Below are 22,677 nucleotides of genomic sequence, written 5' to 3'. Positions count from 1 at the left end.
TGCGCCGGCCACCCTGAGCGTGTCTGCGGCGAGGCTATGGAGGGCGGATGATTTTGACCGACATGGCAGTGGAGGCACTGGCCGTGCTGGAGGAGAACGCCACGGCGCTGAGCGTTCCGTTGCTGACCGATGAGGACCTCGCCATCGCTCGCAGACTCAATGCCGAGATGTCCGAATGTGTCATTGCCGGAAACGGGGAGCGATACGGAGAATTAGGACACGAACTGCATGAAGTGCTCTACTCCCGGTGCCCCAACAGGCACCTGCTCGAACTGGTGCGCAGCCACGCGGCCCAGATCCGCGCCATCGCGAAGGTCCACCCGGTCTTCTCCATGGCCGCGGCCCGCCAGTCGGTCCGCGAGCATGACGTCCTCTTCGACCTCATCGAGGCCGGGCCCATCCCCGCGGCGGAGATCGCGAGCCGCTGCCGCGCGCACCGGCTACGGACCGTCCGCACCATCCTCGACGACGTCGGATCGCGGATCGGGGACTTCATCGACGACCCGGGCCCGCTCTTCCCGGACCGGATCGCCGAGCCGTAGGAACTGCGGGTCGGAGCGCGGATGACGACGCGCACGGTCGCCACGGTGTCCGGCGAGGTGCGGATCGACGCGCTCGGCCTGACGCTCATGCACGAGCACGTCGTCCTGCTCGACGCCGAGGTCGAGGTGAACCGGCTCGGCCGCTGGCGTGACGAGGTCGAGATCCCCGCGGCCACGGCGAGCCTGATCGCGACCAGGGTGGCCGGCGTCGACACCATCGTCGACCTGACCGCGTTCGGAATGGGCCGCAACGTCGAGCGGGTGCGCCGGATCGCCGAAGGTACCGGCATGAACGTCGTGGTGGCGACCGGGATCTACGCCTTCGAGCGATTGCCCCGCTTCTTCGCCGCCCGTGGCCCGCAAACCGTCAACGGTGGCCCCGATCCGGTCGAGGCTTTCCTGGTCCGCGAGATCCTGGAAGGCATCGCCGGGACGGGGATCCGCGCCGGTATCATCAAGTGCGGCACCGACGTCGCGGGCCTGACCCCCGACGTGACACACATGCTACGCGCCGCGGCCCGCGCGCACCGGCGCACCGGCGTGCCGATCAGCACGCACACCGATGCGGCGAGTTTCGGCGGCCGCGACCAGCAGGCGTTGTTCCGGGCCGAGGGCGTGGACCTGAGCCGCGTGGTGATCGGCCACTGCGGTGACTCGACGGACCTCGCGTACCTCACCGAGCTGATGGACGCGGGTTCCTACATCGGCATGGACCGCTTCGGCTACGACGCGCGGCTGGCGCCCGAACGGCGGCTGGAGGTGGTGGCCGAGCTCGTCAGGCGCGGATACGCCGGGCGGATGCTGCTATCCCACGACGCGCCGTGCTACTCGGACACGCTGGAGCCGGACACCCGGAAGCGGCTGTGGCCGAACTGCTCACACACCTACATACCGACCGTGGTGCTGCCCGCGCTGCGGGGACTGGGCGTCGGCGACGACGACATCGACCGCATGACGGTACGCAACCCGCGCGACGTGTTCAGCCGGAACGAGCCGTACTGAGCGCTTGACCTAGGCATCGCGACGTATATGATTTCAGATACGTAACGAGCCCGGGGAGTGACCGATGACCGACGCGAAGGACGTTGTCCGCGTGCTGTACGCGGGCCTTGCCGCTGGGGACGTGCCGGGGGCGCTCGCCGCCCTGTCGGCCGACGTGGTCTGGACGGAGGCGGCCGGCTTCCCGTATGCCGGCACGTATCACGGCCAGCAGGCGGTGCTGGAGCATGTCTTCGCGCGACTCGGCACGGAATGGGACGGGTTCAAGGCGGTTCCCGACACGATCGTGGGCGACGGCGACGTCGCCGCCGCGATCGGCTGGTACTCGGGCACCTACAAGGCGACCGGCAAGGCATTCAAGGCCCGGTATGTGCACTGGTTCACCGTGACCGACGGCCGCATCAGCCGGTTCGAACAGGTCACCGACACGATCCCGGTCGCCGCGGCGCTCAGCTGACCCACCCCGGATCCACCTGCGAAATCCATCGCGAGTCTTGGAACGAGGCTGATGACCGAACATCGTGGCATCGACATCGGCGGTGGCAAGCCGCTGCCGATGGTCGGCCTGGGGACGTGGAACGTGACCGGCGAGGATGTGGGGCGGTCGGTCCGCGCGGCGCTGGCGGCAGGATACCGGCACATCGACACCGCGTACGGCTACCAGAACGAGGCCGAGATCGGCAAAGCGCTCGCGGACTGCGGCGTCGACCGCGAGGAGATCTTCCTGACCTCGAAGATCCCGCCCCGGCGCGTCGGCTTCGAGCGGGAGACCCTCGAGCGCAGCCTCCGGCAGCTACGCACCGATTACCTCGATCTCTGGCTCATCCACGCACCGCCGGCGCCGGAGCAGTCCGTGCCACTGTGGAAGTTCCTGACCGCCGCGCGGGAGGAGGGCAAGGTCCGCGCCGTCGGTGTGAGCAACTACAGCACGGCGCAGATCGACGAGCTCGTCGACGCCACCGGCATCGTGCCGGCGGTCAACCAGATCAAGTGGACGCCGGAGCTGTTCGACCGGCGGCGGATGGAGGAGTCGCATGAGCGCGGCATCGTCCTGGAGGGCTTCAGTGCCATCCGGCTGACCGACCTGAACGACCCGACGCTGGTGAAGGTCGCGAACGCGCACTCGGTGACGCCGGCCCAGGTTATCCTGCGCTGGCACATCCAGCACGACGTCGTCTGCCTGCCCCGGTCGGTGCGGGAAGAACGCATCCGGGAGAACATCGACATCTGGGACTTCGAGCTCAGCGCCGACGAACTGCTGCTCGTCGACGTGATGAGCACGGTCGTCTGACGGCACCATGCGGCCCTGTCGCCCGGCACGCGCCGACGCGGTGAGCCGCCACGCTTGCCCTCAACGATACAAACCATATATGATTTTGTACATGAGTTCGTTCGTGGCTGCCGAAAAGGACCATTTGGTGAACCCACCGGCCGGCGTCCCCACCTTGATCCAGCACTACATCGACGGCAAGCATGTCGACAGCCTCGACGGTGGGAAGTTCGCCCTCGGCGACCCGGTCGGCAACGCCACTTACGCGCAGGTGGCCGCCGGTTCGGCCGCGGACGTCGACCGGGCGGTCGCGGCCGCCCGCCGCGCGTTCACCGAGGGGCCGTGGGCGCGCGCCACGGCAGGCGAGCGGGCCAGGGTACTGACACGCTTGGCGGAGCTGATCGAGGCGTCGGCGGATCAGCTCGCCGGCTTCGAGACGTTCGACACCGGCCTGCCGATCACGCAGGCCCGAGGTCAGGCCGCCCGCGCGGCGGAGAACTTCCGCTTCTTCGCCGGCCTGATCGCCGGCATGCACGAGGACGCGTTCCGCACCGGCGACTCCCAGCTGGGGTACGTCATCCGGCGCCCGGTCGGCGTGGCCGGGCTGATCACGCCGTGGAACACGCCGTTCATGCTCGAGTCGTGGAAGCTGGCCCCGGCGCTGGCCGCAGGCTGCTCCGTCGTCCTCAAGCCCGCCGAGTGGACACCGCTGTCGGCGAGCCTGCTTCCCTCGTTGATGGAGCGCGCCGGCGTCCCGGACGGTGTGTTCAACATCGTCCACGGTATCGGGGAGGTGGCCGGTGCCGCCCTGGTGGCCCACCCCGACGTGCCGCTGATCTCGTTCACCGGCGAGACGACCACCGGCAAGATCATCATGCGCAGCGCCGCCGACCACCTCAAGGGACTGTCGATGGAACTCGGCGGCAAGAGCCCGGTGGTGGTGTTCGCCGACGCCGACCTCGACGCGGCCCTCGACAGCGCGCTGTTCGGCGTCTTCTCGCTCAACGGCGAGCGGTGCACCGCCGGCTCGCGCATCCTCGTCGAGCACACGATCTACGACCGGTTCGTCGAGCGCTTCGCCGAGCGCGCCGCCCGGATCAGGGTCGGGGACCCAGCCCAGGACGCGACCGAGATCGGCGCGCTGGTCCATGCCGAGCACTACGCGCGGGTCAGCGAGTACGTCGAAATCGGCATCGCCGAGGGCGCGCGGCTCGTGGCCGGCGGCGGCCGCCCGGCCGGCCTCGGGTCGGGCAACTTCCTCGCCGCCACCGTCTTCGCCGACGTCACGCCGGCGATGCGCATCTTCCAGGAGGAGATCTTCGGCCCGGTGGTCTGCATCACGCCCTTCGCCGACGAGGCCGAGGCGGTGCGCCTCGCCAACGACACACGATACGGGCTGGCCTCGTACATCTGGACCACCGACCTGCGGCGCGGGCATCGTGTCGCGGACGCCGTGTCGGCCGGCATGGTCTGGCTGAACTCGCACAACATCCGCGACCTGCGTACGCCGTTCGGCGGGATCAAGGCGAGCGGCGTCGGTCACGAGGGCGGGACGCACAGCATCGACTTCTACACCGAGTCCAAGATCGTGCACGTCGCTCTGGGCGATGTGCGTGTGCCTCGCTTCGGCGCCCGCCCGGCCTGAGCGCACGCCGGGACGGGACGCAGCGACTCTGCGCGCCGGCGCGTTGGCCCGCAACCGCGGCGCCACACCCTGACGACGTTCGGCCGGCACCCGGCCCGGGTGGCGGCTCCGTAGACGAACCACAGGAGAACGAGGATCCATGACCCGAACCGCACCCGTCCCGGTCGTGCGGGACACCAACTCGGAGACCGTGCTCGAGGTGGAGAACCTCAGCTGTTCGATCGACACCGACGACGGCCCTGTGAAGCTCGTCGACAACGTCTCGTTCGCCATCCGCCGGGGCGAGACCCTCGGCGTGGTGGGCGAGTCCGGCTCCGGCAAGACCATGCTCGTACGGACCATCATGGGCATCAACCCGAGCGCCGCGACCGTGACCGGGCGGGTCATGCTCGACGGCGTCGACGTGCTCACGTTGCCGAAGAAGGAGCGGCGCCGACGTCTCGGTGCCGGTATCGGGATGGTGTTTCAGAACCCGATGACCTCCCTCAACCCGGTCGTTCCCGTCGGACGACAGATCACCGAGGGACTGCGCTACCACCGCCGGATCGGCAGCCGCGAGGCGCGTGCGCGGGCGCTGGAACTGCTCGGCCTGGTCGGGATTTCGGAACCGGCGGCGCGGCTCAAGCAGTACCCGCACCAGCTCTCCGGCGGTATGCGCCAGCGCGTGATGATCGCCGCCGCGCTGGCCTGCGACCCGGACGTGCTCATCGCCGACGAGGCGACGACGGCGCTGGACGTGACGGTGCAGAAGCAGATCCTCGATCTGGTCAAGGAGATCCAGACGAGCCGGAACATGTCGGCGATCATCATCAGCCACGACCTGGGTGTCGTCGCGGGCCGCACCGACCAGCTCGCGGTCATGTACTCCAGCCAGGTCGTGGAGACCGGACCGACCGCCGAGCTGTTCCGGCACAATCGCCACCAGTACACCTCCGCCCTGCTGCGTTCCATCCCGGACATCGAGGCGGAGATCCACACGAAACTGGCCACGATTCCGGGCAGCCCGCGACGCAACACCCGGGACGTCGTCGGCTGCCGGTTCGCGCCCCGCTGCCGCGCCGCGACCGACAAGTGCCACACGACCGAGCCGGCGCCGGAGTTCAACGAGGGCTCGGCGACGCATTGGTATCGCTGCTTCTGGCCCACCCCGCTGCCGGACGACTCGACCGGCACGCCGCTCGCGAAGGCAGGCCGATGATGACCACGGCCGCCACGCAGCAGCCGCCCGTCGACTCGGCACCCGCCGAGCCGCTGCTCACCGTCGACCACCTGGTGCTGCGCTACCCCGTGCGGGGCGGGCACCTGGAGGCTGTGTCCGACGTGTCGTTCCAGGTCGCCCGCGGCGAGACGCTCGGCCTGGTCGGAGAGTCCGGCTGCGGGAAGTCGTCCACCGGCCGCGCAGTGATGCACCTGCCGCCGCCCACCTCGGGCACCGTGACGCTCGGCGGCCAGAACCTGACCAGCCTGCCGCCCGGCGAGTTGCGCGCCGCCCGGCGCCGGATGCAGCTGATCTTCCAGGACCCCGTGTCGGCACTCAACCCGCGCCGGCGGGTCAAGGACATCGTCGCGGAGGGGCTCACGATCGCGGGCGTGTCGCATGCCGAGGCCCAGCGCAAGGTCGCCGAGATCCTCGAACTGGTCGGCATGAACATCGACATCGCCGGCGAACGCCGCCCGCACCAGCTCTCCGGCGGGCAGTGCCAGCGAGTGGCGATCGCGCGCGCCCTGATCCTGCGGCCGGAGCTGCTGGTCTGCGACGAGCCGGTGGCGTCGCTGGATGTCTCGATCCAGGGCCAGGTGCTCAACCTGCTGGAGGACATGCGGTCCGAGCTGGGCCTGTCGATGCTGTTCATCTCGCACGACCTGTCGGTGGTGCACAACATCTCCGATCGGATCGCGGTGATGTACCTCGGCAAGCTGGTGGAGCTGGCCGCGTCCGACACGGTCACCCGCAGCCCGGCACACCCCTACACCCGGGCGCTGCTCGACGCCGTCCCGTCGCACCGGGACACGACCGAGGGGAACGTCACGGCGCTGCGGGGCGAGATCCCGTCGCCGATGAACCCGCCGAGCGGCTGCCGGTTCCGCACCAGGTGCCCGCTCGTGCGGGAGAAGTGTGCGCGTGTGGTGCCCGAACTGCGCGAGATCGCTCCGGGGCAGCGCGTGGCATGTCACTTCCCGCTCCACGGGGAACAAGACGCCGCCTGAGGCGGCCTTCACCGGAAGGCAGGTCGAGGAACACCGTGGCCGAGCGTGCACTCGAGGGCATCAGGGTCATTGAAATCGCCGACGAGCAGGCCGAGTACGCCGGCCTGCTGCTGGCCGGCCTGGGAGCTGAGGTCATCAAGATCGAGCCGCCCGAGGGCAACCCGACGCGGCGGATCGGTCCGTATTACGAAGACGTCGTCGACCCCGAGCGGTCGTTGTACTTCTGGCAGTACAACCGCGGGAAGCACTCCGTCGTGCTCGACCTGACGCAGGAGCGGGACAGGGCGCGGCTGAGCGAGCTGATCGCCGGAGCCGACGTCGTCCTCGACTCGATGCCCCGCGGCCACCTCGCCGATGCCGGGCTCGGTTACGAAGACCTGTCCGCACGCAGCCCGGGCCTGGTCTACGCGCGGATGAGCCCGTTCGGCGACACCGGCCCATGGGCCGGCTACAAGGGCTCGGACCTGGTGCACCTGGCGCTCGGTGGCGAGATGTCGAACTGCGGCTACGACCCGCAGCCCGACGGCACCTACGACACGCCGCCGATCGCGCCGCAGATGTGGCAGGCGTACCACATCGCCGGCGAACAGGTCGTGATGGGCATTCTGGCCGCGTTGTACCACCGCGGCGCGACCGGCGAGGGCCAGTACCTCTCGTGCGCGGTCCACGAGGCCGCGGCGAAGAACACCGAGCTCGACCTCATGAGCTGGGTGATGCGGCGCGTGCCGCTGTACCGCCAGACCTGCCGGCACGCGATGGAGGTGGTGACCCTCGCGCCGACGATCAGCCAGACCAAGGACGGGCGGTGGTTCATCGGCGTGATCGCGGGCGGCAAGGACGAGCAGAACCTGGCCGCGTTCATGAAGCAGCAGAATATGGAGTACCCGCTCAACGTCGACGAGGCCGCCGGTCCGCAGCCGCGCGCGATCCCGGGCAGCACCACCGGCGGCCTTGAGGAGGCGGCGCGCCCACTGGAGATCTTCCAGCGGGTGACCCGCAAGTTCACCTGGCGCTCGTTCCCCTGGGAGAAGGCCCAGGAGGCCGGCCTGTTCTGCGCTCCGCTGCGCCGCCCGGAGGACAACGTCGCCGATCCGCACTGGCGGCGTCGCGGCACCTACAGCGAGGTCGACCACCCGGAGCACGGCCGGTCGTTCACGTATCCGACGAGCAAGTGGATCTCCACCGAGACTGCCTGGGTGGCCGGGCGGCGGGCACCGCTGCTCGGCGAGGACACCGCGACGATCGCGCCCCGCGCTGCGGCGGCGGCCGAGCCGCGCGCCCTGGCCACGCCCCGGCGCCCGCGGCTGTCGGGCCGGTCCGCCGGGCGCGACAAGCCCTTCGCGCTCGACGACGTACGGATCCTCGACTTCTCCTGGTTCCTTGCCTCGGCCGGCGGTACCCGCTTCCTGTCCGCGTTCGGCGCGCAGTGCATCAAGGTGGAGTGGGCCGCGCATCCGGACACCCGGATGGGTGCGATGGCCCCGGTCGGCGGCAGGGCCGCGCGGGAGGGGGCGCGCGGCCCGCTGCCCGGCGTCACCGACCCGGACATGGGCGGCCAGTTCAACAACAAGAACGCCGGCAAGCTCGGCATCTCGCTCAACGTCCGCCATCCCGAGGGGCTGGCCATCGCGCGGCGGCTCGTTCAGCTGTCCGACGTCGTCGCCGAAGGCTTCTCGCCGGGCGTGATGGACCGGTGGGGCCTGGGCTACGAGCAGCTGCGTGAGCTGCGGCCCGACGTCATCTACGCCCAGCAGTCGGGGATGGGCGCCCACGGCACGTACGGCCGCTTCCGGGCCATCGGGCCGGTGGCGGCGGCACTGGCCGGTACCGCGGAGATGTCGGGCCTGCCGGACCCGGCGATGCCGGCCGGCTGGGGCTACTCGTACCTCGACTGGATCGGCGCCTACAGCTTCGCCAGCGCGATCCTCGCCGCGTTGATGCACCGGCAGCGCACCGGGCGCGGCCAGTGGATCGACGCCTCGCAGACCGAGGCCGGCATCTTCGTCGGCGGAACCTCGGTGCTCGACTGGTCGGCCAACGGGCGCGCCTGGTCGCGCATCGGCAACCGCTCGCCGTACAAGCCGGCTGCGCCGCACGGGGCCTACCGGTGCGCGGGCGGCGACCGCTGGGTGGCGATCGCCTGCTTCACCGAGGCGGACTGGCGGGCCCTCGCCGATGTCGCCGGTCGGCCGCAGTGGCTGGCGGACCCGCGGTTCGCCACCCTGGCGGACCGCCTCGCTCACCAGGACGAACTGGACGAACTCGTGACGGCGTGGACCGTCGGCGAGGACCGCTACGACGTGATGCACCGGCTGCAAGGCGCGGGCGTTCCCGCCGGCGTCTGCCAGGACGCGAGCGACCGCTACGAGATCGATCCCCAACTCGCGCACCTGGAGTGGCTCACCGAGGTCACCGGCACCAAGATCGGCCGCTGGCCGGTCGCCGAGGTGCCCGTGCGGCTCGACCGGACCCCGGCCTACATCGGGGGCCGCCCGGATCGGGGTGCGCCGGTCTACGGGGAGGACAACGAGTACGTGTACGGCGAGCTGCTGGGGATGTCGACCAGCCAGATCGCCAAGCTTGCCGAGGACCACGTCATCTGAGCGGCGCGGCTCACGCTTCCTCTGCGGCCGTATCAGATATAAGATCTGATCATATCTGGTCGAGCGATGTGCGCTCGGGGCCGGTCGGCTCGGCCGGCGGGACTCAGGCAGATGATGATCAGAAAGCGACAATCATGGATGTTGCCGGCAGGGTGGCGATCGTCGGGATCGGGCACACGGTCCAGGGCGAACTGCCAGGTCGGTCCGTCGAGGAGAACGCGGTCGACGCCGTCACGGCCGCCCTGGCCGACGCCGGACTGGAGAAGGAGGACCTGGACGGGCTGATCGCCTGCAAGTCCGCACAGGGACTCGGCAACGACGTGGCCGTCGGCGAGCTGCTGGGCATCAACCCGCCCTACGCGCAGTGCCTGGACTACGGCACCTGCAACTTCTCGCTGCACCTGGCGGTCATGGCGATCCTCTCCGGGATGGCCGAGACGATCGTGATGTGCTACGGGGCGAACGCCCGGACCGGCAAGGTCGACTTCGGTGCCCCCCTGGGCCGGGTCGACCTCGCCACGGCGTCGGGCCTCGTGCACATCGCGGGGCCCGCGGCCCTGGCGCTGCAGCGGCACAAGCACCTCTACGGGACCACGGACGAGCAGTTCGGCTGGATAGCTGTCGGCCAGCGCGAGTGGGCGCAACGCAATCCCAACGCCATCTTCCGCACGCCGTTGTCCATGCCGGAGTACCTCGCCACGCCGTATCTCGTCGAGCCGCTGCGCCGCCCGGACGTCACGATGATCTCCGACGGCGGCGTGGCCGTCGTGGTCACCACTGCCGAGCGCGCCCGCGACCTGCCCAACCGGCCGGTCTACGTGTCGGGCATCGCCGAGCAGTCCGGGGTGCGCGGCGCGTACAACCCGGACAACCTGCTGCGGCCGTGGCTGCGCGACGCCGCGCGGTCCATCTGGAGCAGGACGGGGCTGAGCACGTCGGACGTTGACGTGCTCTTCATCCAGGACCCGACGGCGGTGTGGAGCCTGCAGATGCTCGAGTACTACGGCTTCTGCGGCCTCGGCGAGGCCGGACCGTTTCTCGCCGAGGGACACACCAGGCCGGGAGGCCGTCTGCCGCTGAACACCCACGGCGGCCAACTCTCGGAAAGCTACGCATGGGGATGGATGCACATGGTGGAGGCGGTACGGCAGTTGCGTGGCGAGGCGGGCGAGCGGCAGGTCGGCGACGCGCGGGTGGCGATGTACTGCTCGAGTCAGGCGTTCTCGAAGGCGGCGGCGTCGATCCTGTCCACCGACCCGGCGGTGGCCGCGTGAGCCCGGCGTCCGGCGAGCGGCCGGCGCCGTTGCTGCCCGACGTGGACGACCCGGTCGCCGGGCCGTTCTGGGCGGCCGCGCGGGAGGGGCGCATCGCCGTCCAGCGGTGCCTGACCTGCGGGCTGCTGCGCTATCCGCCGCTGGTCGGCTGCCCGGACTGCCTCGGGCGGACGTTCGAGTGGCAGGACCTGCGGCCGACCGGCACGGTGTGGAGCTTCGCCGTGTACCACCGGGCGCTGCACGCCGCCTTCACCGGCCAGGCGCCGTACACGGTGGCCGTCGTGGAGCTCGACGACGGCCCGCGGATCACCGCCCGGATGGTGCCGGGGCAGCGCCAGGTGGCGGTGGGCGACCGGGTGCGGGCCACGTTCGAGCCGGTGACCGCCGAGGTGACCCTCATCCGGTGGCAGTCGCTGTGAGGACCGCGCGGCCGGTCCGGCCGCAGCCGCGGATGAGAAGTGTCGGATTGAGAAGGGGAGCGCGATGACGACAGAGACGACACCGGTGCGTCCGGACCCGGCCCGGACCAAGGGCCGCAAGGCGGGCTTCGTGGGGCTGGGCAACATGGGCTGGCCGATGGCGCACAACCTGGCCGAGGCCGGTTTCGAACTTGTGGTGCACGACGCCGCACCCGAGCTGTCGCGGCGCTTCGCTGCCGAGCATCCGAACGCGACGGCCGCGACCGGGCCGGCGTCGTTCCATGGCGTGCCGGTCGTGGTGACGATGCTGCCCAACGGTGTGATCGTGCGGGAGGTCGTGCTCACGTGGGACGGCGGCATCGCCTCCGCTCTCGGCCCGGGGGCCATCGTGCTCGACATGAGCTCGTCCAACCCGTCGGACACCCTGGAGCTCGGCACCGCGCTGGAGGCCGGCGGCGTGCACGTGGTCGACGCGCCGGTCTCGGGTGGCGTGCCCCGGGCGGTCACCGGCGAGCTGTCCATCATGGTCGGCGGCAGGGACGAGGACGTCGCCGCGGTCCAGCCCGAGCTGCAGGTCATGGGCGACGCGGCCCGTCAGTTCCGCGCCGGCGGGCCGGGCAGCGGGCACGTGTTGAAGGCGCTGAACAACTTCGTCGCGGCCGCGACCTACTGTGCGACGGCGGAAGCGCTCGTGGTCGGCAAGACCTTCGGCCTGGACACGGGCGTCATCGTCGACACCATCAACACCTCGACCGGGCGCAGTTTCGTCAGCGAGCTGGTCTTCGGCGGCCACGCGGTGACCGGCAAGTACGCGACGGGCTTCCAGCTGGGCTTGCTGGCCAAGGACGTGCACATCGCCGCCGACATCGCGGCGAGCCTGGGCATCGACGCGCCGGTCACCGCGCTGACCGACGAGCGGTGGGCGCAGGCGTTGTCCGCCGTCGGCCCCGCCGCCGACCACTCCGCGGCGCACAAGGCCTGGTCCGAAGTGGATCTGACGCGCGACTGAATCGCCGTCCGTGCGTGCCGCGTATGGTTGACAGCTACGATTGCTTATATACGATCATATACGGAAGCGCCCCGTCGATCGCACACGCCCCTCGGCCGGCAGTTCCGGTATGGCACCCCTTCCTACGAGTGGAGAGACGATGGACATTCGTACGCGGCTGCTGATTGGTGGCCGGTGGCTCGAGTCGGGTTCCGGTGGTGAGTTCAAGACCTACGACCCGGCGACGAACGAGGTGATCGGGGTCTGTCCCGAGGCCGGCCCGGCGGAGGTCGACGCCGCCGTGGAGGCCGCGCGGGCCGCCCTGTCCAACCCCGAGTGGCGGGACATGACGCCCGCGGCGCGGGGCAAGCTGCTGTGGCGGATCGCCGACCTCATCGACGAGCACGGCGACGAGCTGGGCGAGATCGAGAGCCGCGACCAGGGTCAGCCGTGGTTCGTCGCGCGGCACGTGAACGTCGGCGGCGCGGCGGAGCACTTCCGGTACTTCGCCGGTTGGTGCACGAAGATCGAGGGCGCGACCTCGGCGCTGTCGTGGCCGAACGTCATGAACTACACGCGGCGCGAGCCGGTCGGCGTGTGCGCACTGATCACGCCGTGGAACTTCCCGATCATGATCGCGGCGTTCAAGCTGGCCCCGGCGCTGGCGTGCGGGAACACGGCCATCCTGAAGCCGGCCGAGCAGACGCCGCTGAGCACCTACCGGCTGGCGGAGATCTGCGAGGAGGCCGGGGTGCCGGCCGGTGTGGTGAACCTGCTGACCGGCGGGCCCGAGGTGGGCAAGGCGCTGGTCGCGCACGACGACGTGGACAAGGTGTCCTTCACCGGGTCGACGGAGGTCGGACGGCACATCGTGGCCGCGTCCGCGGGCAACCTCAAGCGGGTCACGCTGGAGCTGGGCGGCAAGGCGCCGAGCATCATCGCCCGCGACGCGAACATCGACGCGGCGGTGGCGGGCAACCTGCAGGGCGCCTTCTTCAACAGCGGCCAGGTCTGCGGCGCCCTGACCCGCTTCTACGTGGACGAGAAGCGGGCCGACGAGTTCGCCGAGAAGTTCTCCGCCGGCGCCAAGGCGATGCGGCTCGGCCGAGGTCTGGACAAGGCCACCGACCTCGGTCCGCTCGTCTCACCCCAGCAGCTGGACAGCGTCAGCAACTACGTGCAGGGCGCGGTCGCACAGGGCGCTCAGGTGCTGACGGGCGGCGACCGGGCCGGCGGCGAGCTGGCGCGGGGCAACTTCTACGAGCCAACCGTGCTGACGAACCTCAACGACGAGATGACGATCATCAAGGAAGAGGTGTTCGGCCCGGTCATTCCCGTGCTGACCTACAGCGACCCGGACGAGCTCACGGCCCGCGCGAACGCCACGCAGTACGGCCTCGTGGCCGGCATCTGGACCCGCGACCTGGTCACCGCGCACACGCTCGCGGCGCAGATCCACGCGGCGAACGTGTACATCAACCACCCGCCGGTGCTCGACCCCGCCGCTCCCTGGGGCGGGTACAAGGCCAGCGGCTACGGCCAGGAGATGGGCCGGTACGCGATCGACGCGTACAGCGAGGTCAAGAGCATCTGGGTGAACCTCGCCGCCTGAGCGGCCATCGCCCCGGACCCGTCTGTTACAAGAGAGGCAGCGCAACCCGCATGTTGGAAGACAGCACGTTCGACGCCGGTATCGAGCTTCGCCGGCAGATGTTCGGCGAGGCCGGTGCCGACGGGCAGATCTACGCGACGACCGAGCTGAACGACAAGCTCCAGGAGATCGTCACCCGCTGGTGCTTCGGCGAGATGTGGGTGCGCGAAGAGCTGCCCCTCAAGACCCGCAGCATGATCACGGTCGCGATGCTCCTCGCCCTCGGGCGCGGCCCGGAGCTGAACATCCACATGCGGGGCGCGCTGGCCAACGGCGTCACCGACGTCGAGCTCCGCGAGATCGCCCTGCACTCGATCCTGTACTGCGGCATCCCGGCAGGGGTCGAGGGAATCCGTACCCTCGACGGTATCCTCGCCGACGTCGCGCCGGGCTCCGCGCTGCGCGAGGACGCCGCGCGCTCGGGACGCGCCCGGCCCCGCAAGACGCGGGCCAAGGATGTCGCCGCGGCGTCCGGCGGCGACTGATGCCCTGATGGAGCACTGTTGAGCAGCATCCTGCGACTGGTGTTCTCGACGCCGCCCGACGGCGTCGAGGACGCCTCGTATCACGCATGGTACGAGGAGCACGTCCGTGACGTGCTCCTCGTACCCGGCTTCGTCGGCGCCCGGCGGTACCGGGTGAACCCGTCCCCGCACAGCCGCCCGCCGGCCGGTTACCGTTTCCTGACCGTGTACGAGATGCGCCCGGGGCACGGCAGCATCCGGCAGCACCTGGCCGCTATCGGCCGCGGGCAGGAGCCCGCGTGGTTCGACCGGTTGGACTTCGCCAGCTGGGACTGCGTGCTCGAGCCCGAATACGACGAGCCCGAACTCACCGGCGCGATGTTCCTGGCGCTCAGCTCGCAGCCCGAGGGCATGGACCTGGCCGCCTATGGCGAGTACTACCGCGGTCACCTGCTGGAGAACGTCGCGATCGACGGCATCGACAGCGGCTGCCGGTGGGCTGTGACGCCCGTCGGCGGTAACGCGCCGCGGAACGGCCCACTGACCCATCTGGCGCTGTACCAGCTCGGCCGGCCGTGGCCGGAGGCACGGGCAGAGATACGGGCCGCCCGCGAGGACGGAACGATGGTGCTGCCGCCATGGTTCGGCGACATCCGGTTCGCCTCGGTCGACGTCATCGCACTGGGCGGCCGCGTCACCGGCGATTCACAGGAGGAACGGACATGACGGACGCCGGCGGTTACCGCGGTGTGTACGTGAACGGTTCGTGGCAAGCCGGGGCCGGCGAGCCGGTGCGCGTGCTCGACCCCAGCAACGAACGCGTGATCGCCGACATCGCCTCGGCGTCTCCCGACCAGGTCCGTGCCGCGCTGGCAGCGGCGCGGGCGGCGGCACCGGGCTGGTCGCGCACCTCGGCCGGCGAGCGCGGCCGGCTTCTGCGCCGGATGGCGGACGTGATCCGCATGCACGCCGACCTGCTGGCCGAGACGCTGGTGCGCGAGGTCGGCAAGCGGGCGGCCGAGGCTGCGGGCGAGGTGGCGTTCGCGGAGTCCTTCCTGCGCTACAACGCCGAGTGGGACCTGCGCCTGGAGGGCGAGATCCTGCCGGGCGACGTGCCGGGGGAGCAGGTCCACCTGTTGCGCGTGCCGGTCGGCGTGGTCGCGGCGATCTGCCCGTGGAACTTCCCGCTGGCGGTGCTGTGCCGAAAGCTCGGGCCGGCGCTGGTGACCGGCAACACCGTAGTGGTCAAGCCCAGCGAGGTGACCCCGATCGGCACGGTCGTGCTGTTCCGGCTCTTCGACGAGCTGCTCGACGTCCCGCCCGGCGTGCTGAACCTTGTGGTCGGCGGGCCCGTCGTCGGCCGGCAGATCGTCGAGTCCGGCGAGGCCGACCTGGTGACCTTCACCGGTCACCGGGACACCGGCAAGGCTGTGATGGCGGCCGGGTCGCGACACCTGACCCGCGTCTCGCTCGAACTCGGCGGCAAGGCGCCGGCGATCGTGTGGCGCGACGCCGACCTGGACCGCGCCGTGCCGGCGATCCTCGAGGCGCGGCACACGAACTGCGGCCAGGTGTGTACCAGTGCCGAGCGCGTGCTCGTACACCGCGACGTGCTGGACGAGTTCACCGAGCGCTACGTCCAGGCCGTGCGTGGAATGCGGCTCGGCGACCCGGCCGGCGGCGCCGACCTGGGCCCGCTGGTGAGCCAGGCCCAGCTGAACAAGGTCGAGGCCGCGGTGGGGCTCGCCGTGCAGGAAGGCGCGAAGGTGCTGACCGGCGGGCGGCGCCCGGCTGGCGACGCGTTCGCCAGCGGGTACTGGTACGAGCCCACCGTGTTCGGCGGCGTGTCGCCACAGATGAGCGTCATGCGCGAGGAGACCTTCGGGCCCGTGACCCCGATCCTCGGCTTCGACGATCTCGCGGACGCCCTGTCGATTGCCAACAACAGCCGCTACGGGCTGTCCGCGTACGTGTTCAGCCGGGACTACTCGACCGTCATGCGGACGGTCGACGAGCTGGAGTTCGGCGAGATCTACGTCAACCGGACGCTGGGCGAGTCGGTGCACGCGCACCATGCCGGCTGGAAGGAATCCGGCATGGGTGGCGAGGACGGGAAGTGGGGCGTGCTGCGTTACACGCAGCTGAAGACTGCCTACCATCGGTTCGCCTGACGCTCGGCGCCAGCGTCGAGAACGCTGATCGGCTGTCGTCCATGGGCCGTTCGTGTAGGTCTTGTTATATGATATTGTCGTAGGAGGGAGGTTGGGTGGCAATACTCGAAGATCGCGCGCCGGGCAAGGTGGTCGCGGTTCATCTGAGCTATCGCAGCCGGGCCGCCGAGCGCGGCAGGACCCCGCCTTTTCCTTCCTATTTCCTCAAGCCGCCGACGTCGGTCGCGCGGAGCGGGCAGTGTGTGATTCGGCCGGACGGCTGTGAGCTGCTGGCTTTCGAGGGCGAGGTCGCGCTGATCATCGGCACGCGGGCCAAGCGCGTGCCGATGGAGCAAGCCTGGTCGCACGTCGCGTGGGTCACCGCGGCCAACGACTTCGGCGTCTACGACCTGCGCTACGCCGACCTCGGTTCGAACGTGCGCTCCAAGGGGGCCGACGGATTCACGCCGCTCGGCCCGCAGCTGCTCGACGCCGCGACGATCGATCCGGCCCGGCTGCACCTGCGCACCTGGGTCAACGGCGTCGTGGTGCAGGACGCCCGCGTCGGCGACGAGCTGATCTTCGGCTTCGACCGGATCGTGGCCGACCTGTCCAGACTGATGACGCTGGAGCCCGGTGACGTCATCCTGACTGGCACTCCGGCGGGATCGGGCGTCGTCGCGCCCGGCGACACGGTGGAGGTCGAGGTCTGGGACGGCAGCGCGGACGGACCGGCGGACGGGCGGACCTCCGGACGGCTCGTGAGCCCGATAGTGCAGGACGAGACGCCCATGGCGCCGATCGGCGCCATGCCCAAGGTGGACGACGAGACGCGCCGGCTCGCCCGCGGCGGGCCGCGGGAGCCACGCGACACGGGCACGGCCACCAGCGCCGTCGACGCCGAACTCCTGCGGCTGCTCAAGGGCGTGTCGACCGCGACCATCTCCTCCCAGCTGCGCAAGCGCGGCCTGCACAGCTGCACGCTGGACGGGCTGCGCGCCACCCGGCCCGAGCTGAAGATGATCGGCTTCGCCAAGACCCTTGAGTACCTGCCGCTGCGGGAGGACCTGTTCGCAGAATTCGGCGGCGGCTACAACGCCCAGAAGCGGGTCGTCGACGAGATCGCTCCCGGCGAGGTGCTGGTGATCGGCGCCCGCGGGCAGTCCAATGCCGGCACCATCGGCGACATCCTCGCTCTGCGCGCCCAGCTGCGCGGCGCCGCGGGGATCGTGACCGACGGGGCGCTGCGTGACTACCACGCGATCGCGGCGATGGAGCTGCCCGTGTACACCGGCGGCGCCCATCCTGCGGTCCTGGGTCGTCGGCACGTACCCTGGCAGTGCGACGTGGCGGTGTCGTGCGGCGAGACGCTGGTATGTCCGGGTGATCTGATCGTCGGCGATGGTGACGGGGTGGTCGTCGTGCCGCGGTCGGTCGCGTCGGAGGTGGCACGCGACGCGGTCGAGCAGGAGCGCGAGGAGCGCTTCATCCTCGAGCGTGTCGCCGCCGGAGACGCGGTGCAAGGGCTCTATCCGCTGACGAAGAAGTGGCGCCCGGTCTACGAGGCCTGGAGCGCGAGAACGGAGCAGTCATGACATCCACGGCGGGGCGTGTTGCGCAGGGCTCCAAGGCGGAAGTTGCCTACGAAAGCATCCGCGAGCGGATCCTCGACGGCACGTACGGTCCGGGCTATCGGCTGGTGCTGGACCGTCTGGCCGCGGAGATCGGGGTCAGCGCGGTGCCGGTGCGCGAGGCGTTGCGGCGACTGGAGGCCGAGGGCTACGTGGACTTCAAGCGGAACGTGGGCGCCACGGTCGCCAGCATCGACGCGACCGCCTACGGCGAGACCATGGAGACGCTGGCCATCCTCGAGGCCACCGCCACGGCGCTCGCCGCGCCGCACCTGGGCAAGAAGGAGATCAAGGCGGCGCGCAAGGTCAACGAGTCGATGGGGCGCAGTCTGGAGCGGCTGGATCCGGTCGGCTTCAGCAACCTCAACAAGGAGTTCCACGAGACGCTGTACCGCGCCTGCCCCAACACCTACCTGCTCGGCATGGTGGAGCGCGAGTGGGACCGCCTGCGCGGCATCCGCAACTCCAGCTTCGCGTTCATCCCCGAGCGGGCCCAGCAGGCGGTCGCCGAGCACACGCGGCTCGTCGACCTGATCGAGGGCCAGTCGACGCCGGCCAAGATCGAGGACTACGCGCGGGTGCACCGGATGCGCACCGCGCACCGCTTCCTCGAGCGCCACGCGGGTAACGCGCAGCCGGGGGAGGGCCGTCGGTGAGGTTCCGATCGGATCCGTCGACGATTCGCGGGTCCATCGCGCCGGTCGTCACGCCGTTCACCGCCGACGGGGGGCTCGATACCGAGGGGCTGCGGCGCCTTGTCCGGTGGCAGCGGGCCAACGGCTCGCATGGCATCTCCATCGGCGGCTCCACCGGCGAGCCGAGCTCGCTCAGCGTCGACGAGCGGATCACGGCGATGCGGGTGGTCGGCGAGGAGACCGCGGACGAGCTGCCGTTCGTGCCCGGCACGGGCGCGGCGAAGCTGGAGGAGACGCTGCGGCTGACCGCCGCCGCGCAGGACCTCGGAGCCGATGCGGTGCTGGTCATCACGCCGTACTACGCACGCCCGACCCAGCGCGGCCTCTACTCGTGGTACGCGACCGTCGCCCGGGAGTTCCCCGACCTGCCGATCGTCGTCTACAACGTCCCGAGCCGCACCGCGGTCGACATCGCGCCCGAGACGATCGCCCGGCTGCGGCGCGACTTCGCCAACGTCGTCGGCGTCAAGGAGACGACCAAGGACTTCGAGCACTTCTCCCGGGTGTTCCACGCCGCCGGTCGGGACACCCTGGTCTGGTCCGGCATCGAGCTGCTGTGCCTGCCGCTGCTGACGCTCGGCGGCATCGGCTTCGTGAGCGCGGTCGCCAACATCGCGCCGGGCGCGGTGGCGCGGATGTTCGAGGCGGCCGATGCCGGCGATCTGCGCACCGCGCAGGACCTGCACTACGGGCTGCACCCCCTCGTCGACCTGATCTTCGTGGAGACCAATCCGGCGCCGGCGAAGTGGGTGCTGGAGCAGGCCGGCCTGCTCGGATCCGGATTCGTGCGGCCGCCGCTGGTGACGCCGTCGCCGGCCGGTATCGAGCAGATCTCGCGGCTGCTCGCGCAGGGTGCGGCACTGCTGGACGACACGGTGGGGGCCCTGGCGGCACGTCTGGCGGATGTCGTACCGCAGCCTGTGGGCTGAACCGCTCGTTCCCGCACGGCGTATCGCGGGGCGCAAACACCGAGTGCCCGGGCCGTCAACGGCCCGGGCACTCGCACGCTGATCGATGGTCAGCCGAGGATGTCGTCGACCGCCTCGTAGGCGGCATAGAGGCCCTCGAAGCCGGTGAAGTACATCGCCGTGTTGGTGATCGCCCGGACGATCAGATCCGAGTCAACCCCCCATGCCTTGGCCAGCAGCGCGGACTCGCGCAGGCCGTCCACGGACTGGGTGATGGTGTGGTGGCGGAGCATGAGGTACGGGGCGAGCTGCTTCGGTACCGTCTTGAGCGTGACCTCCCAGCGGGCCCGGTTCAGCTTGACGAACTTGGGGTTGCGCTTGATGCCGAACTGGATCGACTTCGGCACGTAGCCGATGGTGTTCTCGTACCAGGTGGTGAGGTTCGCGACGTCCTTGTCCGTCAGCTCGCGGCTGCTGAGGTCCAGGCCGCACTTGAACGCCTCGGGGTCGGCGTCCCAGCCTTCCGGGAACATCACGTCCTGCTTGGGCGGCGACCAGGTCGGCAGGAAGTCGCCGATGGCGTGGTAGACGTGACCCAGCCCGCGCATGCCGGCATAGAGCTGGGAGAACATCGTCAGCTCGAGGATGTTCTCCTTCGACATCCCGTTGCGCCACAGCGTGACGAACTCGTTGCGGATACCCGTCTCCCAGCCCAGCATCATGTAGCTGTGGATGTTCTGGCAACTCTGCAGCACCACGGCCCGCTCGCCGGCCGGACGGCCGAAGAGGTCCGAGGCCCACCGGGAGATCTTGGCGAAGTCCGGTGCGTGATCCAGCTGCAGGCTCGTCGCGTACATCTCGTACAGCGGGCCCCGCCAGCTCCACACGTGGATCAGCGCGTCGTCGATCTCCTCGGCACTCGTCTCGGTGATGTTGTTCAGGTCGAGGCCCTCGCTTCTGGCCATCAACTTTCTCCTTCTGTCAGGTGCTCGAGACGGGCGGATGCCTCGCCGCGACGATGCCGAGCCGTCACTTGTCCCAGTTCTCGAGGATGTCCTCCAGCGCCTCTTCGACCGCGTAGAGCCCTTCGAAGTGGGTGAAGTACATCGCCGTGTTCGTGACGGCGCGCACGACGAGGTCCGGGGTGATGCCCCACGCCTTGGCCAGCAGCGCGGACTCGCGCAGGCCGTCCACGGACTGGGTGATGGTGTGGTGGCGGAGCATGAGGTACGGGGCGAGCTGCTTCGGTACCGTCTTGAGCGTGACCTCCCAGCGGGCCCGGTTCAGCTTGACGAACTTGGGGTTGCGCTTGATGCCGAACTGGATCGACTTCGGCACGTAGCCGATCGTCCGCTCGTACCACTCGGTGAGGTTGGCGATGTCGGCAGCGGTCAGGTCACGGGTGGACAGGTCCAGGCCGCACTTGAACGCCTCCGGGTCGGCCGCCCAGCCTTCCGGGTAGGTGGCCGCCTCCTTCGGCGGCGCGAACGTCGGCAGGAGGTCGCCGACGGCGTGGTACACGTGACCCAGTCCCCGCATGCCCGCGTACAGCTGGGAGAACATGACCAGCTCGAGCACGTCCTCCTTCGACATCCCGTTGCGCCAGAGCACGTAGAACTCGTTGCGGATGCCCGTCTCCCAGCCCAGCATCATGTAACTGTGGATGTTCTGGGCACTGGCCAGGATGACGTTGCGCGAGCCGGAGCGCCGGCCGAAGACGTCGCCGCTCCACCGGGACAGTTTGCCGAAGTCCGGTGCGTAGTCGATGTAGAGGCTCATCGCGTACGTCTCGTAGAGCGGGCCGCGCCAGCTCCAGACGTGCGCGAGGTTCTGCTGGACCTCTTCGGGCGAGATCGAGTCGATGTTTGACAGATCAAGACCTTCGCTCAACTCGGTCATGGCGCGGCCTCCCGGGCGTCAGGTGAGGGATTGGTGGTCGATCCGGTGCGTCGCGCGACCGGCCGATGAGGGCACGGCTGTGCCGGTACCGAAATCTACAATACAAAATCGTATCAAGTCTAGATGTTACCCGGCGGCGTCCGGCCCAGAATCTATTGACTGACCTATCGAAAATCCTATACGATCTGTGCGGATTGGTATATGACCGCGACAACCTGCCGAGGCGCCGGCCGATCTTCGTTTGACCTGTTCCAACGGGCCTTCAAGGCTGTCGATCCCGTACTCGAGAAATGGAGCTGACCCGGGTCGGGCCCGGGCACCACCACATGCGCAAGTTTCTCAACAATCCGGAACGCTTCGCCGACGAGGCCCTGGAGGGCCTGCTGCTGGCGCATCCCGGCCGGGCCCGCCGGTTGCCCGAGGAGCCCAGGGCGGTGGTCCGCGCCGACGGCTCGCAGCGGGGGAGGGTGGCGATCGCGACCGGCGGCGGCTCCGGCCACCTGCCGCTGTTCGTCGGGTACGTGGTGCGCGGGCTGGCCGACGGGTGTGCGGTCGGCAACATGTTCGCCTCGCCGAGCACCGAGGTCATGCTGGCCGTCACCAGGGCGATCGACTCCGGCAAGGGTGTGCTGTACCTGTACGGCAACTACGGCGGGGACCGGATCAACTTCGAGGCCGCGGCGGATCTCGCCGGTGACCACGGCATCGCCGTCGAGTCGGTCCGCGCCGCCGACGACATCCTCTCCGCGCCGGCGGAGCAGGCCGCGCAGCGGCGTGGCATCGCCGGCATCTTCTTCGGCTACGCGGTTGCGGCCGGCGCCGCGCACGAGGGCCGTGATCTGGCCGAGGTCGCCGCGCTGACCCGGTACGCGCTCTCGCGCACGCGCAGCATCGGCGTCGCCCTGTCCGGCGCGATCCTGCCCACGGTCGGCGCCCCCAATTTCGAGCTGGGGCCGGACGAGATGGAGATCGGCACCGGAATCCACGGTGAGCCGGGGACCCGGCGCGGCCCCCTGGTCACCGCCGACGAGCTGGTCGAGGAGATGGTGCCGCAGCTGATCACCGAACTCGGCCTGTCCGCCGGCGACGAGGTCGCGGTGCTCGTCAACGGTCTCGGGGCCACGCCGCGTGAGGAGCTGTACCTCATCTACCGCGGGGTACACCAGTTGCTGGAGAAGGCACAGGTCACGCCGCGCCACGTGTTCGTCGGGGAGTACGCGACCTCGCTGGAGATGGCCGGCGCGTCGATCAGCCTGCTGCACCTGGACGAGACCGTCGAGCCGCTGATCGCCGCTGCGGCAGCTGCCCAGGCGCCGGCATGAGCGGTTCCG

General features: G+C 69.9%; 21 protein-coding genes. 19 read left to right on the top strand and 2 right to left on the bottom strand.

What is annotated here, in order from left to right:
- Window positions 1-62: 62 nt before the first annotated feature.
- The 18 genes from ACQPXD_RS43110 to dapA all read left to right on the top strand — a co-directional run bounded on the left by ACQPXD_RS43110 (window position 63) and on the right by dapA (window position 19,468).
- Complete coding sequence (locus ACQPXD_RS43110) at window positions 63-542, top strand: FCD domain-containing protein (protein ID WP_432828659.1); 480 nt, start codon at window positions 63-65, stop codon at window positions 540-542.
- 21 nt (window positions 543-563) lie between these two features.
- Window positions 564-1,544: a phosphotriesterase family protein gene (locus tag ACQPXD_RS43105; RefSeq protein ID WP_432828657.1), complete on the top strand. Its 981-nt coding sequence runs from the start codon at window positions 564-566 to the stop codon at window positions 1,542-1,544.
- A 64-nt stretch (window positions 1,545-1,608) separates the two neighbouring features.
- Entirely contained in the window at window positions 1,609-1,998 is a 390-nt protein-coding gene (locus ACQPXD_RS43100; protein ID WP_432828655.1) for a nuclear transport factor 2 family protein, read from the top strand.
- Between the two features lie 51 nt (window positions 1,999-2,049).
- A complete protein-coding gene (locus ACQPXD_RS43095; protein ID WP_432828653.1) occupies window positions 2,050-2,832 on the top strand; it encodes an aldo/keto reductase in 783 nt (260 codons plus the stop codon).
- 91 nt (window positions 2,833-2,923) lie between these two features.
- Window positions 2,924-4,456 carry a 5-carboxymethyl-2-hydroxymuconate semialdehyde dehydrogenase gene (gene hpaE, locus ACQPXD_RS43090; protein ID WP_432828652.1) on the top strand — a complete coding sequence of 511 codons (1,533 nt, stop codon included), beginning with the start codon at window positions 2,924-2,926 and terminating at the stop codon, window positions 4,454-4,456.
- A gap of 139 nt (window positions 4,457-4,595) precedes the next feature.
- Entirely contained in the window at window positions 4,596-5,654 is a 1,059-nt protein-coding gene (locus tag ACQPXD_RS43085) for an ABC transporter ATP-binding protein (protein ID WP_432828650.1), read from the top strand.
- Window positions 5,651-6,664: an ABC transporter ATP-binding protein gene (locus ACQPXD_RS43080; RefSeq protein WP_432828648.1), complete on the top strand. Its 1,014-nt coding sequence runs from the start codon at window positions 5,651-5,653 to the stop codon at window positions 6,662-6,664. Before ACQPXD_RS43085 ends, ACQPXD_RS43080 begins: the two co-directional genes overlap by 4 nt.
- 35 nt (window positions 6,665-6,699) lie before the next feature.
- Window positions 6,700-9,267, top strand: coding sequence for a CaiB/BaiF CoA transferase family protein (locus tag ACQPXD_RS43075; protein ID WP_432828646.1), 2,568 nt, complete (start codon window positions 6,700-6,702; stop codon window positions 9,265-9,267).
- Window positions 9,268-9,401: 134 nt separating this feature from the next.
- Window positions 9,402-10,541: a thiolase C-terminal domain-containing protein gene (locus ACQPXD_RS43070; protein WP_432828644.1), complete on the top strand. Its 1,140-nt coding sequence runs from the start codon at window positions 9,402-9,404 to the stop codon at window positions 10,539-10,541.
- Window positions 10,538-10,960, top strand: coding sequence for a Zn-ribbon domain-containing OB-fold protein (locus ACQPXD_RS43065; protein ID WP_432828642.1), 423 nt, complete (start codon window positions 10,538-10,540; stop codon window positions 10,958-10,960). The genes ACQPXD_RS43070 and ACQPXD_RS43065 overlap by 4 nt, the downstream gene beginning before the upstream one ends.
- 64 nt (window positions 10,961-11,024) lie before the next feature.
- On the top strand, window positions 11,025-11,969 hold the full coding sequence (locus ACQPXD_RS43060; protein ID WP_432828640.1) for an NAD(P)-dependent oxidoreductase: 945 nt from the start codon (window positions 11,025-11,027) through the stop codon (window positions 11,967-11,969).
- A 139-nt stretch (window positions 11,970-12,108) separates the two neighbouring features.
- A complete protein-coding gene (locus ACQPXD_RS43055) occupies window positions 12,109-13,560 on the top strand; it encodes an aldehyde dehydrogenase family protein (RefSeq protein WP_432828638.1) in 1,452 nt (483 codons plus the stop codon).
- Window positions 13,561-13,610: 50 nt separating this feature from the next.
- Window positions 13,611-14,084 (top strand): carboxymuconolactone decarboxylase family protein, encoded by a 474-nt coding sequence (locus ACQPXD_RS43050; protein WP_432828636.1) that lies wholly within the window; start codon window positions 13,611-13,613, stop codon window positions 14,082-14,084.
- An 18-nt stretch (window positions 14,085-14,102) separates the two neighbouring features.
- Window positions 14,103-14,789 (top strand): hypothetical protein, encoded by a 687-nt coding sequence (locus ACQPXD_RS43045; protein ID WP_432828634.1) that lies wholly within the window; start codon window positions 14,103-14,105, stop codon window positions 14,787-14,789.
- Window positions 14,786-16,234 (top strand): aldehyde dehydrogenase family protein, encoded by a 1,449-nt coding sequence (locus ACQPXD_RS43040; protein ID WP_432828632.1) that lies wholly within the window; start codon window positions 14,786-14,788, stop codon window positions 16,232-16,234. Before ACQPXD_RS43045 ends, ACQPXD_RS43040 begins: the two co-directional genes overlap by 4 nt.
- 95 nt (window positions 16,235-16,329) lie before the next feature.
- A complete protein-coding gene (locus ACQPXD_RS43035; protein ID WP_432828630.1) occupies window positions 16,330-17,808 on the top strand; it encodes a fumarylacetoacetate hydrolase family protein in 1,479 nt (492 codons plus the stop codon).
- A complete protein-coding gene (locus tag ACQPXD_RS43030; protein ID WP_432828628.1) occupies window positions 17,805-18,500 on the top strand; it encodes a GntR family transcriptional regulator in 696 nt (231 codons plus the stop codon). The genes ACQPXD_RS43035 and ACQPXD_RS43030 overlap by 4 nt, the downstream gene beginning before the upstream one ends.
- Window positions 18,497-19,468, top strand: a complete 972-nt coding sequence (gene dapA, locus ACQPXD_RS43025; RefSeq protein ID WP_432828626.1) for a 4-hydroxy-tetrahydrodipicolinate synthase — start codon at window positions 18,497-18,499, stop codon at window positions 19,466-19,468. The genes ACQPXD_RS43030 and dapA overlap by 4 nt, the downstream gene beginning before the upstream one ends.
- 89 nt (window positions 19,469-19,557) lie before the next feature.
- On the opposite strand, the gene ACQPXD_RS43020 is transcribed toward dapA, so the two are convergent.
- Both ACQPXD_RS43020 and ACQPXD_RS43015 read right to left on the bottom strand, forming a co-directional pair.
- Window positions 19,558-20,412, bottom strand: coding sequence for a hypothetical protein (locus ACQPXD_RS43020; RefSeq protein WP_432828624.1), 855 nt, complete (start codon window positions 20,410-20,412; stop codon window positions 19,558-19,560).
- Window positions 20,413-20,476: 64 nt separating this feature from the next.
- On the bottom strand, window positions 20,477-21,346 hold the full coding sequence (locus tag ACQPXD_RS43015) for a hypothetical protein (protein WP_432828622.1): 870 nt from the start codon (window positions 21,344-21,346) through the stop codon (window positions 20,477-20,479).
- Between the two features lie 290 nt (window positions 21,347-21,636).
- Between ACQPXD_RS43015 and ACQPXD_RS43010 the strand changes: the two genes are divergently transcribed.
- A complete protein-coding gene (locus tag ACQPXD_RS43010; protein WP_432828620.1) occupies window positions 21,637-22,668 on the top strand; it encodes a dihydroxyacetone kinase subunit DhaK in 1,032 nt (343 codons plus the stop codon).
- Window positions 22,669-22,677 lie beyond the last annotated feature (9 nt).

Origin of the sequence: Dactylosporangium sp. CA-092794, from assembly GCF_050948465.1 — a bacterium.
In the GTDB taxonomy this organism is placed as follows: Bacteria; Actinomycetota; Actinomycetes; order Mycobacteriales; family Micromonosporaceae; genus Dactylosporangium.
This window is presented reverse-complemented; position numbering and strand designations above follow the sequence as displayed.

Coding starts and splice junctions, on each gene's coding strand:
- ACQPXD_RS43110 (WP_432828659.1), top strand. CDS start 63: ATGGCAGTGGAGGCACTGGCCGTGCTGGAGGAGAACGCCACGGCGCTG.
- ACQPXD_RS43105 (WP_432828657.1), top strand. CDS start 564: ATGACGACGCGCACGGTCGCCACGGTGTCCGGCGAGGTGCGGATCGAC.
- ACQPXD_RS43100 (WP_432828655.1), top strand. CDS start 1,609: ATGACCGACGCGAAGGACGTTGTCCGCGTGCTGTACGCGGGCCTTGCC.
- ACQPXD_RS43095 (WP_432828653.1), top strand. CDS start 2,050: ATGACCGAACATCGTGGCATCGACATCGGCGGTGGCAAGCCGCTGCCG.
- hpaE (WP_432828652.1), top strand. CDS start 2,924: ATGAGTTCGTTCGTGGCTGCCGAAAAGGACCATTTGGTGAACCCACCG.
- ACQPXD_RS43085 (WP_432828650.1), top strand. CDS start 4,596: ATGACCCGAACCGCACCCGTCCCGGTCGTGCGGGACACCAACTCGGAG.
- ACQPXD_RS43080 (WP_432828648.1), top strand. CDS start 5,651: ATGATGACCACGGCCGCCACGCAGCAGCCGCCCGTCGACTCGGCACCC.
- ACQPXD_RS43070 (WP_432828644.1), top strand. CDS start 9,402: ATGGATGTTGCCGGCAGGGTGGCGATCGTCGGGATCGGGCACACGGTC.
- ACQPXD_RS43060 (WP_432828640.1), top strand. CDS start 11,025: ATGACGACAGAGACGACACCGGTGCGTCCGGACCCGGCCCGGACCAAG.
- ACQPXD_RS43055 (WP_432828638.1), top strand. CDS start 12,109: ATGGACATTCGTACGCGGCTGCTGATTGGTGGCCGGTGGCTCGAGTCG.
- ACQPXD_RS43050 (WP_432828636.1), top strand. CDS start 13,611: ATGTTGGAAGACAGCACGTTCGACGCCGGTATCGAGCTTCGCCGGCAG.
- ACQPXD_RS43040 (WP_432828632.1), top strand. CDS start 14,786: ATGACGGACGCCGGCGGTTACCGCGGTGTGTACGTGAACGGTTCGTGG.
- ACQPXD_RS43030 (WP_432828628.1), top strand. CDS start 17,805: ATGACATCCACGGCGGGGCGTGTTGCGCAGGGCTCCAAGGCGGAAGTT.
- ACQPXD_RS43020 (WP_432828624.1), bottom strand. CDS start 20,412: ATGGCCAGAAGCGAGGGCCTCGACCTGAACAACATCACCGAGACGAGT.
- ACQPXD_RS43015 (WP_432828622.1), bottom strand. CDS start 21,346: ATGACCGAGTTGAGCGAAGGTCTTGATCTGTCAAACATCGACTCGATC.
- ACQPXD_RS43010 (WP_432828620.1), top strand. CDS start 21,637: ATGGAGCTGACCCGGGTCGGGCCCGGGCACCACCACATGCGCAAGTTT.